We start from the raw sequence: 12,780 nt of genomic DNA, 5'->3' as shown, positions 1-12,780 counted from the left end.
GCTTCATCCGCCGGCGACGGGCCTTCTGCGAACGATCAGGAAGAACAGAAGGCAGGCCAACGCCAGCAGCCCGAAGAAGGCGAAGCCGATCATCGAGTTTTCCGAGCCGATGTCCGTGAACAGGGTGAGTGCGTCCAGCGCGACGTACAGGCTGTAGGCCAGCGTGGGCGCGAACAGCACGATCGACACGATCCGGACGGGCGCGCTGGGACGCAGCATCAGCAGGACGCCCAGCACGACCGACGCCACCAGCAGCAGCGGCACGCCGACCACCAGCGTGAGCAGGCCGTGCGGGTCGGCGAGGGCGGCGGGTGAGCACAGGGCAAGGGCGATGGCGGCCCAGAGTCGCGGGGAGGTTCTCATGGCGCTAAGGTAACCCAGGCGGCGCCTCGCAGGCCGATGCGAACGCGCTCGCCTTGGCTTAGACACTCAACTGCGTCGTCGACAGCACTTCCTTCAGCACCATGAAGCTGCGGATCTGCCGCACGCCCGGCAGATAGAGCAGCTGCTCGGCGTGCAGCCGGTTGAAGCTCTCGTGGTCGCGTGTGCGCAGCAGCATGAAGTAATCGAACTCGCCCGTCACGACATGGCATTCGAGGCAGCCCGAGACCTTGTGCACCGCCTTCTCGAACTCGGCAAAGGACTCGGGCGTGGAGCGGTCGAGCACCACGCCGATCATCACCAGCATGCCGGCGTCGAGGGCGCGCGGCTCCAGCAGGGCCACGATGCCGCGGATCATGCCCATGGCCTTGAGCCGCTCGACGCGGCGCAGGCAGGCCGGCGCGCTGAGGTTCACCTTGGCCGCCAGCGCGACGTTGGAGACCGATGCGTCGCGCTGCAGGGCGCGCAGGATGGCGCGGTCGATGCGGTCGAGCTCACCCTTTGGCGAAGGGGCGGGCGCGACGCTCGTGGGGCGGCGTTTTGTTGTGCTCATGAGGTCATTCTCAAAATTTCCGAAGGATGAATGGATTCTGAGGGCGTCCGCATTCCGTGAACAAGCGCTATTTCGCAACCCTGTGTCGCGGCTCCATTCCTAAGATCGATGCACCACATCCCGCCGATCACGCACACAGGAGCAAAGCCCATGAATCTGAAGAAATTCCCCCGCTATCCGCTGACCTTCGGGCCGACGCCCATCCAGCCGCTCAAGCGCCTGAGCGCGCACCTGGGCGGCAAGGTCGAGCTCTATGCCAAGCGCGAGGACTGCAACAGCGGCCTGGCCTTCGGCGGCAACAAGACGCGCAAGCTCGAGTACCTGATCCCCGAAGCGCTCGAAGGCGGCTACGACACGCTCGTGTCGATCGGCGGCATCCAGTCGAACCAGACGCGGCAGGTGGCGGCGGTGGCCGCGCACCTGGGGCTGAAGTGCGTGCTGGTGCAGGAGAACTGGGTCAACTATTCCGACGCGGTGTACGACCGGGTCGGCAACATCGAGATGTCGCGCATCATGGGCGCCGATGTCCGGCTCGATGCTGCGGGCTTCGACATCGGCATCCGCAAGAGCTGGGAGGACGCGATGGAGAGCGTGCGCCAGGCCGGCGGCAAGCCCTTCCCGATTCCCGCGGGATGCTCGGAACATCCCAAGGGCGGGCTCGGCTTCGTGGGCTTTGCCGAAGAAGTGCGGCAGCAGGAGGCCGAGCTCGGCTTCCGCTTCGACTACATCGTGGTCTGCGCGGTGACGGGCAGCACCCAGGCCGGCATGGTCGTGGGCTTCGCGGCCGATGGCCGCGCCGACCGCGTGATCGGCATCGACGCCTCGGCCAAGCCACAGCAGACCCATGAGCAGATCCTGCGCATCGCGAAGAACACCGCGCAGCTGGTCGAGCTCGATCGCGACATCACGGCGCAGGACGTCGTGCTCGACACCCGCTTCGGCGGACCGGAGTACGGCCTGCCCAACGAAGGCACGCTCGAAGCCATCCGCTTGAGTGCCCGGCTGGAGGCCATGCTCACCGACCCGGTCTACGAGGGCAAGTCGATGCACGGCATGATCGAGAAGGTGCGGCTCGGTGAGTTTCCGCCGGGCTCGAAGGTGCTGTATGCGCACCTGGGCGGCGTGCCGGCGCTCAACGCCTACAGCTTCCTGTTCCGCAATGGCTGAGGCGAAGGGAAGGGCATGAAGCTGCTGCAGCGCGCGACCGGGCCGGGGCGGCGCATGCAGTGGGTCTGCGGTGCCGAGGTCGTCGAGCTGGCGTTGGCGGTGGCCGCCGTGCTCGCGCGTTCGCACGGCATCGGCGCCGACCTGTGGCGCATCGACGACTGGGCCGCGATGGCGCAGGACGGCATCGATGCCGAAGGGCGCTGGCGCCGCGGCGAGAGCCTCCGTGTGCTCAGCCGCTTCGATGCGCTGCTGGCGCCGACGCAGGGCGCGATCCTGGCCGTCACACGCGCGCCGCGCGCGGTGCCGGAACTGCTGCGCGCCTTCGCCCCGGCCGGGCGGCGCTATTTCAGCCTCAGCGGCGACGACGTCGAGGCCCTGCACCCGACCGCGCTGCGGCTCGATGCGGAGATCGACATCGAATGGTCGAACCTCTCGGCGACCTAGGATGATCCGAGCAGGACGAGGGCGAGGGCGCGCTGCCGTAGTGCCTCAGGCCCAGCGCCCGGACGCACTCATCGCTCGACCCCCTGGCGGTAGACGGCACGGCTGACCTCGGTGGCCCCGCTGCCGTCGGCCTTGCCCTTCATCCAGCGCACCGGGCCTTCGAGGTAGCCGTCGACCAGCGCGCCTTCGCGCCAGCGGTGCTCGCCCTTCTCGATGCTGAGGAACTGGTGCAGCCGGCCCGTGCCCTCGGGCGCCAGCGGCTGGCCGTCGCGGTCGAGCACCCGCAGGTAGCGTTCGCGGCGCGTCTTCTCGTCGTAGACGCTTTGGGTGTTGAGCGCACCGCCGGGCCAGTAGCGGCTGCGGTGCTCGCCGTCGGCGCGCTTCTCGTGGCGCAGCTGCAGCGTGCCGTCGGCGAAGAAATGTTCGTCGCCCAGCGACTGGTTGTCGCGGAACAGCGAGGCGGTCTTGGGCGCGCCGTTGGCATGCATGGATTCGCGCAAGCCGTGCTTGCGCCACAGGGCGCGCATGCCTTCGTGCGACTGCAGCTTGCCGCCCTTGAGGCGCCAGGTGCCGCTGGCCTGGCTCGGGTAGTGCAGCCAGTGTCGGGTGCGCGTGCCGCCGTAGCCGTTCTCGGTCTGCAGCAGCTGGCGGTCGCGCGAGAACCAGACCACGTCGCAGTCGCCATCGCCGCGCTCGAGCAGGTTGGGTCCGATGGGAAAGCCGTCCTCGAAGCGCAGCCGGTACGTGCCGTCCTTGAGCGCGATGTGCGCCACGCCGCGCTCGGGCAGGCCGGGCACGGCCGCGATGTCGAAGTAGTCGTGCGGCGACTGCACGATGGCCGCGCACAGCCGTTGCGAGATCGTGTGGTTGACGGCGTAGAAGTCCTTCTCCAGCGCCTCGAAGCGCGCCCGGTGGCTGGAGAACAGCGCCTCCGGCCACTCGTCGCTGTCGCGCGCCGACGCGACCGCGGGCGCCACCTCGGCCCAGGCCGCATGCACCGCCTCGACGAAGGGCAGGGCCTGCGCCAGGTGCGGGTTCTGCGCGATGAAGGCCGGCGCCTGCGCGAAGCCGGGCGTCGACAGCGCGAGGTTGTAGAAGTACTGCATCACGCCGCCGTTCGAGACCTGGCCGTCGAACAGGTCGTAGAAGTAGGCGGCGCGCACCAGCGGCGCGGCCTCGGGCGCCTGCTCCGGCGACAGCGTGTCCATGAGCGCGGACGTGAAATAGGGCGCGGCCTGCAGCAGGCCCGGCCAGTCGATCGCGGGGCGAAGGGTGGGGGTGTTCAACGGTGCTTCCATTCGAAAGAAAGGACGGTGGCACGAGTATGCCGAAGGCATGCGGCGCGCCCTGCGTTCGCCGCCATGCCGGCTTCTAGAATCCGCTCCCCTGATCCGGCACGACACGCGCGCGCCGGACGCATCACTCTCCCGGCGCCTCGCATGCATCTTCGTTTTCCTTCGCTTCCCTCGGTCTTCCTCGTTCTCGTGCTCTCGGGCTTCCATGGGGGTGCCGCAGCGCAGGCACCGATGCTTCAGGCCGCGGCCCCCGTCACCACGGCGGTGACCGCGCCGCGCCTGCGGCTCAGCGAGCAGCCGAAGGTCCGCAGCGCGGTGATCGAGATGGTCGGCTACGCGCGCGGCAGCTTCAACGAGGTCGATGGCCTGATCGCGAGCCAGGTGCTTGCCGGCATGCGCTCGCGCCACGACATCACGCGCACCGTCTGGCCCGATGGGCGCACGGTCATCGCGTCCATCGACGGCGGCGACCATGGCGAGGAGCGCGCGGCCATGCTGCTCGATGGGGAAGGGCGCCTGCTGGCGCTGGGCCTGGTCAATGGGCACTGCCGGGCCCCGGCAAAGAGCGACGACCGCAAGGCGTGCAACCCGGCCCCGCAGGCCGTGCTGTCGATCTTCCAGCCCGCGGGCGCGAAGCAGGCCGATGCCGATCCGCTGGTCGTCTGGGCGAAGACGTTGCCCGACGGGCTGGCGCTGATGGCCGAGAGCGACGATCCGGCGGTGGCGGCGGACGCGCAGAAGATCGCGACGGTCGAGTACCTCACGGGCCAGCCGACGACGCCGGGCTGGCGCGACGACGAACTGCCGCCGGGATTCCCGGCCTCGCTGCGGCCCCTGCTGCTGCAGGCGGCCGAAGTGAACAGCACCGCCAGCGCCGGCAAGATCGTGCGGCCGAAGGGCCTGGCGGGCCAGCCGATGCGCACGGCCTACGAGCGCGCGCAACGCGACGAACCGCAGCTCCCCGATGCCGAGGTGACGCTGCGCAGCTATGCCGCGCTCGACACCGTGTTCGAGGCCTACCGTGCGCTCACCCAGGACGCGAGGCTGGAGCAGAGCGGCCGCGAGGTGGTGTTCAACGGCACCGATGGCGCCGGCCGCTACAGCGTGCGGCTGCGCGATGCGCAGGAGACCGGTGTGTTCATCACCGTCTCGAGCTGGAAGCGCCGCTAGCCTGCACCAGCGGCAGGCCGGGCGCGGGTCCGGATCAGGCGATCTCGGCGATCAGTTCGATCTCGACGCAGGCACCCGTGGGGATCTGTGCCACGCCGAAGGCGCTGCGTGCATGCGCGCCCTTTTCCGGGCCGAAGACTTCGGCGAAGAGTTCGCTCGCGCCGTTGGTCACCAGGTGCTGTTCGGTGAAGCTGCCGGTCGAGTTGACCAGGCTCATCACCTTGACGATGCGCACGACCTTGTTCAGGTCGCCGACGGCGGCGTGCAGCGTGCCCAGCAGGTCGATGGCGATGGCGCGCGCGGCCTTCTTGCCTTCTTCCGTCGTGATGTCCGCGCCGAGCTGGCCGACCCAGGACTTGCCGTCCTTCTTGGCGATGTGGCCCGAGAGGAAGACCAGCTTGCCGGTCTGCACGAAGGGCACATAGGCGGCAGCGGGCGTGGCCACGGGGGGCAGGGAGATGCCGAGTTGGGAAAGCTTGTCGTAAACGCTCATGAAATCACTCCTGATGAAAAGCCTTGGAGGTTAACGCGGTTGCCCTGACTTTTTGCGTATCCGCAAGAAATCCGGTCGTCGATGCGTCACCTTCGGGATGCAGCGGCGCGGCGCGCTCGTGCAATTTTTTGCGCCTCGGGGCGCCGAATGCGGCGAGACCTGGTGTCAAATTGTAAGGATCGACGCCGTGGCGCTCTCAGGGCCGGGGTCGGTCCGCAGGCACTGCGGTGTCTTTCCCCCTGTTCTCTCGATAAAAGCCTCGATTCCATGTTCTCTGCGCTCAAACTGCTGTTCCTGTCCGCCGTTCTGGTGCTCACCGGCTGTGCCGCCAACGTGCAGCGCCAAGGCAGCGTCGACAAGCAACTCGCGATCTCGCCGGTCGCGGCCAAGCGCATCACGCTGGAGGTCCAGGGCAGCAAGGCGTTGGCCGCATCGAAGGACTGGGAGCAGTTTCGCAACGAGTGGCGCATCGGCATGGAAGAGGCGACCAAGGCCGTGGGCATGACGCTCGCGCCCCTGGACGCGTCCGCCGCAGTGGGGGCCGCATCGGCCACGCAGCCCTCGACCCGCGTCACCGTCCGCATCAACGACTACCGCTACATCACGCGCGGCGCCCGCGTCGCCGTGGGCATCATGACCGGCAATGCGTACATCGATGCCGACGTGTTCTTCACCGAGTTGCCGGGGACGGCGCTCGCCGGCACGCGCAAGTACGCGACGACGTCTTCCGCCATCCAGGGTGTCTTCGCACCAATGACCGAGAGCCAGATCCGGGGCATCTGCGACGAGATCGTCAAGGATGTGGCGCAGCGGTAGCGGAAGAGGGCGGTGGTGCCTTGCCGTTCATGCCTGAGGCGACTGCCATGCAAGTCACTTCGCGGCATGCAAGCGCACGGCTGGGCTGCTTTGGCAATGGCGGACATTCAAAGGAGGCTTGATGTTCAACGCACTGACGGACGTCGTCGTCGGACTCTTCGAGTTCATCGTCGACGTCGTGCTCTTCAGAAGGCAGCGCTGCAAGCGCGGCCACAGCGAGCGCGCATTCTCCGAGGACGCGGGCGAGATCGCACGCTTCGACATCGTCACGTTGACGTCCATCGGTCTCGCATCGGTGGCGTTGATGATTTTCCTGAGCTTCGTTGTCGGTGTTTCCATGGGCTGGAGCGTCGGGGTGGGTGTCGGTGTGGGCGTGGTTTGGGGCGTCTGGCGATATATGCAGATGGTCGAGGGGCGGTAGGTGGTGGCTGAAAGGATGGGAGCCTTGCGGCGAACGATAGGATGATGGGCTTCGGCCAGAAGCGGAAGTACAGGCCTCACCTCCAGTTCCAAGTCGCGGAGGCTTCCGGGTGGATACCTTCCTGTTGACGAGCGCTAGACTTGTGCACTGCGACCATCAATCAGGACGCCTTGAGGAGATTTCGATGCTGGATGAAGAGGCAAAGGCGGTCCAGGAGGTTGCGAAGGCTACCGGCAAGGGCATCGACATGGTTGCCTCCGCGGGTGGCGCGCTCAGGAACCTTCTTGGCGATTCCTTGGAGCAGCTTGGCGGTATCGTTTCCGACTGGGCTCGCTACTACCGCTACAAGAATCTTCTCGAGGTAATGGACAAGTTCAGTCGCATTGCCGCAGAACGACGGACAGCGGGAAAGGCCACCCCGCTGCCGCCTCAGTTTGCCCTTCCACTGCTCGAAGGAGCTTCTCTCGAAAGCGAAGATGACGTGCAGGAACTCTGGGCTGGGCTGCTCGCGAACGCCTCCGACCCGGCGCGACCTATCGGGTTGAAGAAGGTCTACGTTGAAATCCTGCGCGGCCTGCAACCGCTGGACGTCCGATTGCTGCAAGCACTGTCACGGCCCGACTTGGATGCAGATTATGGGATTCACAACGGCGCCACGCTGAATGCGGAGGCACTTGCGGCCATTGTCGAAGCCGACGTCGAAGACACTCAAATTTCCCTGCAGACTCTTGCTCGATACGGCTGTGTGCTCGATTCTTGGCAGAACACCATGCAAGGGCTTGATACTGGATACGCGGGCTTTCGGGTCAACAATCCGGGTTCGAACTTCCGCCTCTCGCACCTCGGCAATCGACTCGTGTCCGCAACCTCAACCAAGTGATGCCGCTGGCGGCAGCCGAGGGCGCCCACGGCACGTTTCGGCCAGGACCGGACATTCCCGCGTCACACCAAGAAGAGGCTTTTTTGAGACCATCTGACCAACTCGTTGACCTTGCCAGGCGAGCCGAGCACAGGCTCAACGAGACCTTCGACGCGCCCGAAGTCCTTCCTTTCGCATCGAAAGCGATTGAACTGGTTGAGAGTTTTCCAGCCATGCGCGAAGACTTCGAGCGCGAGTTCAGAATGATGCGGGCATACGCCCCGAAAGAGTTCGTACAGGTCTGCATGCACGCGCTCCGATGGCCGGCGTTGCAGTCGTTCTTCGAGCAACAGTCCCGCTTGGCAATCGCTCAGAATGACTGGTCTGCCATCGCAGACTACGGCAAGTACCTTGACGCCTTCGAGGATGATTGGGAGGACGCCCGTACGTTCTATTGCCGGTACTTCGTTGAATCGGCCAACGACTGACTTCGGCCAGGAGCAGACATTCGGGAGCACCTTTGAAAAAACGCAGAATTGCTGAGGGCGACATCTACTCAGTTCCTCTCGGCGACGGGCTTGCGGCCGTTTGTAGGGTCCCGTTTTGCTCGACCTACTTCAAAGACTTGGTCCAGCTAAGCGTGTTTGGGAAAGCTGTCCCGGATAAGTCGCCGCTGGAGCAATGCGCAGGCGTGCCGATCTTGCAAATCTTCACCGGTCAGGACTGCGCACCCTCGATGGGATGGACTTTGCTCGCTTCCACGCCGACAACGCTGGAGGACGAACGCACGTCGAAGCGAATCGTGGCCGGCGAAGTCTGGATTGGTGATACGCCGCTTGGGCCCGTAGGCAGCCCGGACGAGACGCTCCCCAAGATGCTGGTGTACGGCTGCGCGCTTCTGAGGAAGACATTGATTCGAACCGTCGCCTAAAGTCTGCGTTAGAGCCAGGCCACTGACTGCTTCGGGCCCGAAGCGGTCCCCCGACTTTGTCCAAAGCTGCCGGTCATCGCGCCAAAGCCAAGCGTCATCCACTCCCGCGCAGGGTCTAGCCAGGCACGCTGAATAAAATTCCGCCATGTGCGCCGCTTCAGTCCCCCGCCTCCAGTGCACCGCATGCCTGCGCCCGCTCAGCGCCTGCATTTGCCGCTGGGTCGCGCCCACCGACCACGCGGTGGAGGTACTGGTGCTGCAGCACCCGCTGGAGGTCCACCAGGCCAAAGGCAGTGCCCGGCTGCTGCACCTCAGCTTGGCGCACTGCCGCTTGGTGGTGGGTGAGGCATTTGCCGCGCCGGTCTGGCCGGTGGATGGCAAGCACACGCTGCTGCTGTACCCGGACAGTCCGCAAGACAGCGCTCCGGACCTGCGAGCCCCACTCCCGCTACCGCCCGAGTGGCTGCAAGCGAAGTCGTCGCGCCTGCGCCTGGTCGTGCTGGACGGCACCTGGCGCAAAAGCCGGAAGATGCTCCACCAAAGCCCGCCACTGCAACAGTTGCCCCGCTTGGCCCTGCGCAACCTGCCGCCTTCGCATTACCGTATCCGCAAAGCCCATGGGCCCGACCAACTGTCCACGCTGGAAGCGACCTGCTACGCATTGGGCCAACTGGAAGGCGATGCGGCGCGGTTCCAGCCCTTGCTGGATGCCTTCGACGGGTTTGTAGAGTACGTGGAGCAGGCTGGCGGGCAGCGAAACGCGCAAACGGACAAGTCCTGCGCTCGACCAAGGGTTGCGGGGTTCGTTTGATCCCGTTGCAGCAGCACGAATCCCCTCCGGCTCAGCCGACCTGCCGCTTTTCCCCTGCAGCCCTCGGCGCCTCGCTTCGCGCCAGCCACAGCCCGCTCGCCACGATCAACGCCCCGCCGCCCAGCGTCCAGGCATCGGGCGCGGCCTGCCAGAACACCCAGTCCAGCAGGAGGCCCCAGGCGAGGGCGCTGTATTCGAAGGGCGCGATGGCGGCGGCCTGGCCGTGGCGGAAGGCTTCGGCGATGGCCAGCTGGCCCAGGAAGCCGCTGATGGCCAGGCCTGCCAGCAGCCAGGTGTGCTCGGCCTGGATCGGTACCCATTGCGGCGCCGCCAGGAGGCTGCCGCAGACCGCCATGCCGGCCGTGGTCCAGAAGACCAGCGCGGCGCTCGATTCGGTGCGGCTGATGAGCCGGCCCAGCATGTTCGACAGCGCGTAGCAGACGGCGGCCACCAGAATCGCCAGGGCGCCCGTCGAGAGGAAGGCCCCTTGTTCGGGTCGCAGCGCGATCACGACCCCGATGAAGCCCAGCCCGATCGCGATCCAGTGCCGCGGCTGGACGGACTCGCCCAGCATCGGCACGGCGATCAGCACCATCAGCAGCGGCGCGATGAAGGTGAGGGTGTAGGCCTCGGCCAGGCCGAGGGTTTTCAGTCCGTGGACGAAGAGCACGAGCATCGTCATGTTCAGCGCGGTGCGCAGCAGATGCAGGCGCCAGCGCAGCCGGCGGTTGAAGACGCCGGCCGCCTCGCGCCGCCAGGCGATGTACAGGCACACCAAGGGCAGGGCCGTGAGACCGCGCATGGCCATCACCTGCACCGGCGGGTAGTGCCCGGCCAGGTTCTTGAGCAGCGCGTCCATGCAGGCGAAGAAGGCGCAAGCCAACAGCATCGCGGCGATACCGCGCAGGGTTCCGGTCGAGTGCATGGTCGGGGTGTCCCGCGGCAGTGGCCGGGACGCATGGGGCTTGTCTTGGATCGCCTGGCGTCGGCGTTGTGAACGTTCGGTCTGGGCCGGATTCTGCCCTCGATCAGCGCGCCGCAGGCCGCACGCAAAAGAGCAGCGCCCATCGCGCCGCCGGTGGCACACTGCGCCTGTCGTCCCCCTCGGGCATTCCGGCGCAATGCGCTTTCAAGAATGACGTCCACATCCAGCGCAGCGACAACGGCCACGGCACCGCTCACGGCACCGTCCCCCGGCCCCTTGCATCACAAGCGGCGGACAACGGCCCTGGTGCTGGCCGCGATCGGGGTGGTCTACGGCGACATCGGCACCAGCCCGCTCTACACCTTGAAGACGCTGTTCGATCCGGCCAACGGCATGCCGCTGAATCCGGCCAACGTGATCGGCGTGGTGTCGCTGATCTTCTGGTCGCTGATGATCGTGGTCTCGCTCAAGTACGTGGTGCTGATCATGCGGGCCCACAACCATGGCGAGGGCGGGATCATGGCGCTGCTGGCATTGGCCGCGTCCTCGGTGGCGGACCGCCCGCGGCTGCGCCGCATGCTGCTGCTGATCGGGGTGTTCGGCGCCTCGCTGTTCTATGGCGACGGCGTGATCACGCCGGCGATCTCGGTGCTCAGCGCGATCGAGGGGCTCGAACTCGCCGCGCCCGGGCTGGCCCAGTACGTGGTGCCGATCACGCTGGCCGTGCTGGTGCCGCTGTTCCTGGTGCAGAAGCGCGGCACCGCGGGCATGGGCGCGATCTTCGGGCCGATCATGGTCGTGTGGTTCGTGGTGCTGGCGGGCGCGGGCGTCGCCCATCTGCTGGCGCAGCCGGCGATCCTGGCCGCGCTGAACCCGCTCGAGGGCCTGGCCTTCTGCCTGCACCACGGCTGGCTGGCCTTCGTCGCGCTAGGCGCGGTGGTGCTGGCGCTGACCGGCGCCGAGGCGCTCTATGCCGACATGGGCCACTTCGGCGCGACGCCGGTGCGGCTGTCCTGGTTCAGCCTGGTGTTCCCGGCGCTGGCGCTCAACTACCTGGGGCAGGGCGCGCTGCTGATCGCCGATCCCACGGCCGTGGCCAACCCCTTCTTCCTGATGTTCCCGGCCTGGGCGCTGGTGCCGATGGTGCTGCTGGCCTCCGCCGCCACCGTGATCGCCTCGCAGGCGGTGATCTCGGGCACCTATTCGATGACCAAGCAGGCGATCCAGCTCGGCTTCCTGCCGCGCATGCAGGTGCGCTACACCTCCGAATCGGAGGCCGGCCAGATCTATGTGCCGGCGGTCAACTGGCTGCTGCTGGCGGCCGTGGTGATGGCGGTGCTGGGCTTCGGCTCCTCGACCGCGCTGGGCTCGGCCTACGGCATCGCAGTTACCGGCACCATGCTGATCACCACCTGCCTGACCTTCTTCGTGGTGCGCTATGCCTGGCGCTACAACTGGTGGTTGTGCGTGCTGGCGACCGGCTTCTTCCTGGTCATCGACGTGGCCTTCTTCTCGGCCAACCTGCTGAAGATCGCGCAGGGCGGATGGTTCCCGCTCGCGATCGGCGTGGTGATGTTCATCGTGCTGACCACCTGGCACCGGGGCCGCGAGATGATGGAGCGCGAGGCCCGGGAGCGCGCCGGCACCACGCCGCTCGGGCCCTTCATCCAGGCGCAGGTCGGCGGCCGGAGCGACCGGGTCGAGGGCGCCGCGATCTACATGTCGATCAACCCCAAGGGCGTGCCGCACGCGCTGCTCAAGAACCTCGAGCACAACCATGTGCTGCACGAGTGCATGGTGTTCCTCACGGTGGTCAACCACGAGGTCCCGCGCGTGCCGGCGGCCGAGCGGATCACGCTGACCGACCTGGGCGCCAACTGCTTCCACCTGAGCGTGCAGTACGGCTTCAAGGACCGGGTCCACATCCCGATGGCGCTCGAACTCTGCGCGCGCCACGGGCTGGTGTTCAGGCCGGACAAGATCTCCTATTTCCTGAGCCGCGCGTCGCTGGTGCCGAGGCCGGGGCACGGCATGGCGATGTGGCGCGCGCGCTTGTTCGCGACCATGCTGCACAACGTGGGCAGCGTGGCCGACTTCCTCAAGCTGCCTTCCAGCCGGGTGATCGAGCTGGGCGTGCGCATCGAGATCTGAGCCGGCCCGGCAGGCTCAGCGCGCCGCTTCGAGATGCGTCACGGTCGGCTTGCCCTGCACGACCTCGACGTGGAAGCGCACCTTGTCGCCGGCCTTGGCCCGGTCAAGCATCTTTTGATCAGCGACGTCGAAGCCCATGGTCATCGCGGGCATCGCGAGGTTGGGGATGTCGCCGTGCTTGAGCACGATCAGGCCGCGCGCCGGGTCGACCTTCTGGACCACCGCGTCGGTCAGCTGGCCGGCCCCGGCCTGGGGCTGCGCCGGCATCTGCATGGACGCCATGGGGTCCTTCGCGGCCTGGGCATGGGCCAGGGCAGCCGAAGTGGCGAGCAGTGCGAAGGCGAGGGATGGGATGGTTTTCAT

The 12,780-nt window shown here is 66.9% G+C and carries 16 protein-coding genes; 10 read left to right on the top strand and 6 right to left on the bottom strand.

Annotated features, from left to right (window positions below):
- Positions 1-3: 3 nt before the first annotated feature.
- Both A9977_RS26260 and A9977_RS26255 read right to left on the bottom strand, forming a co-directional pair.
- The gene (locus A9977_RS26260; RefSeq protein ID WP_183027734.1) at positions 4-363 is read right to left on the bottom strand and encodes a hypothetical protein; all 360 of its coding nucleotides are present in this window, start codon (positions 361-363) and stop codon (positions 4-6) included.
- A gap of 58 nt (positions 364-421) precedes the next feature.
- On the bottom strand, positions 422-934 hold the full coding sequence (locus A9977_RS26255) for an Lrp/AsnC family transcriptional regulator (protein ID WP_183027733.1): 513 nt from the start codon (positions 932-934) through the stop codon (positions 422-424).
- 150 nt (positions 935-1,084) lie between these two features.
- Between A9977_RS26255 and A9977_RS26250 the strand changes: the two genes are divergently transcribed.
- Positions 1,085-2,101 (top strand): 1-aminocyclopropane-1-carboxylate deaminase, encoded by a 1,017-nt coding sequence (locus A9977_RS26250; protein WP_183027732.1) that lies wholly within the window; start codon positions 1,085-1,087, stop codon positions 2,099-2,101.
- Positions 2,102-2,116: 15 nt separating this feature from the next.
- Complete coding sequence (locus A9977_RS26245) at positions 2,117-2,545, top strand: hypothetical protein (RefSeq protein WP_183027731.1); 429 nt, start codon at positions 2,117-2,119, stop codon at positions 2,543-2,545.
- 68 nt (positions 2,546-2,613) lie between these two features.
- Here A9977_RS26245 and A9977_RS26240 read toward each other — a convergent pair whose 3' ends face one another.
- Entirely contained in the window at positions 2,614-3,831 is a 1,218-nt protein-coding gene (locus A9977_RS26240; RefSeq protein ID WP_183027730.1) for a DUF4375 domain-containing protein, read from the bottom strand.
- Between the two features lie 153 nt (positions 3,832-3,984).
- Here A9977_RS26240 and A9977_RS26235 point away from each other — a divergent pair, with 153 nt between their 5' ends.
- A complete protein-coding gene (locus A9977_RS26235) occupies positions 3,985-5,010 on the top strand; it encodes a hypothetical protein (RefSeq protein WP_183027729.1) in 1,026 nt (341 codons plus the stop codon).
- Positions 5,011-5,044: 34 nt separating this feature from the next.
- On the opposite strand, the gene A9977_RS26230 is transcribed toward A9977_RS26235, so the two are convergent.
- Positions 5,045-5,503 (bottom strand): RidA family protein, encoded by a 459-nt coding sequence (locus A9977_RS26230; protein ID WP_183027728.1) that lies wholly within the window; start codon positions 5,501-5,503, stop codon positions 5,045-5,047.
- 267 nt (positions 5,504-5,770) lie between these two features.
- Here A9977_RS26230 and A9977_RS26225 point away from each other — a divergent pair, with 267 nt between their 5' ends.
- The 6 genes from A9977_RS26225 (at position 5,771) to A9977_RS26200 (ending at position 9,341) form a co-directional block, all read left to right on the top strand.
- A complete protein-coding gene (locus A9977_RS26225; protein ID WP_183027727.1) occupies positions 5,771-6,319 on the top strand; it encodes a hypothetical protein in 549 nt (182 codons plus the stop codon).
- Positions 6,320-6,440: 121 nt separating this feature from the next.
- Entirely contained in the window at positions 6,441-6,740 is a 300-nt protein-coding gene (locus A9977_RS26220; protein ID WP_183027726.1) for a hypothetical protein, read from the top strand.
- Positions 6,741-6,924: 184 nt separating this feature from the next.
- Positions 6,925-7,620: an Abi-alpha family protein gene (locus tag A9977_RS26215; protein WP_183027725.1), complete on the top strand. Its 696-nt coding sequence runs from the start codon at positions 6,925-6,927 to the stop codon at positions 7,618-7,620.
- Positions 7,620-8,087, top strand: a complete 468-nt coding sequence (locus A9977_RS26210) for a hypothetical protein (protein ID WP_183027724.1) — start codon at positions 7,620-7,622, stop codon at positions 8,085-8,087. Before A9977_RS26215 ends, A9977_RS26210 begins: the two co-directional genes overlap by 1 nt.
- A 32-nt stretch (positions 8,088-8,119) precedes the next feature.
- Entirely contained in the window at positions 8,120-8,530 is a 411-nt protein-coding gene (locus A9977_RS26205; RefSeq protein ID WP_183027723.1) for a hypothetical protein, read from the top strand.
- A gap of 145 nt (positions 8,531-8,675) precedes the next feature.
- Positions 8,676-9,341 carry a tRNA-uridine aminocarboxypropyltransferase gene (locus tag A9977_RS26200; protein ID WP_183027722.1) on the top strand — a complete coding sequence of 222 codons (666 nt, stop codon included), beginning with the start codon at positions 8,676-8,678 and terminating at the stop codon, positions 9,339-9,341.
- Between the two features lie 31 nt (positions 9,342-9,372).
- Here the strand turns inward: A9977_RS26200 and A9977_RS26195 are convergent, their stop codons facing one another.
- Positions 9,373-10,266 carry a DMT family transporter gene (locus A9977_RS26195; RefSeq protein ID WP_183027721.1) on the bottom strand — a complete coding sequence of 298 codons (894 nt, stop codon included), beginning with the start codon at positions 10,264-10,266 and terminating at the stop codon, positions 9,373-9,375.
- Positions 10,267-10,476: 210 nt separating this feature from the next.
- Here A9977_RS26195 and A9977_RS26190 point away from each other — a divergent pair, with 210 nt between their 5' ends.
- Complete coding sequence (locus A9977_RS26190; RefSeq protein ID WP_183027720.1) at positions 10,477-12,417, top strand: potassium transporter Kup; 1,941 nt, start codon at positions 10,477-10,479, stop codon at positions 12,415-12,417.
- Between the two features lie 15 nt (positions 12,418-12,432).
- On the opposite strand, the gene A9977_RS26185 is transcribed toward A9977_RS26190, so the two are convergent.
- Positions 12,433-12,780, bottom strand: a complete 348-nt coding sequence (locus A9977_RS26185) for a copper-binding protein (RefSeq protein WP_183027719.1) — start codon at positions 12,778-12,780, stop codon at positions 12,433-12,435.

Origin of the sequence: Variovorax sp. UMC13, from assembly GCF_014170375.1 — a bacterium.
In the GTDB taxonomy this organism is placed as follows: Bacteria; Pseudomonadota; Gammaproteobacteria; order Burkholderiales; family Burkholderiaceae_C; genus Variovorax.
Note: the sequence above shows the minus strand (reverse complement) of the source record. Positions and strands in the feature narration are given on the sequence as shown.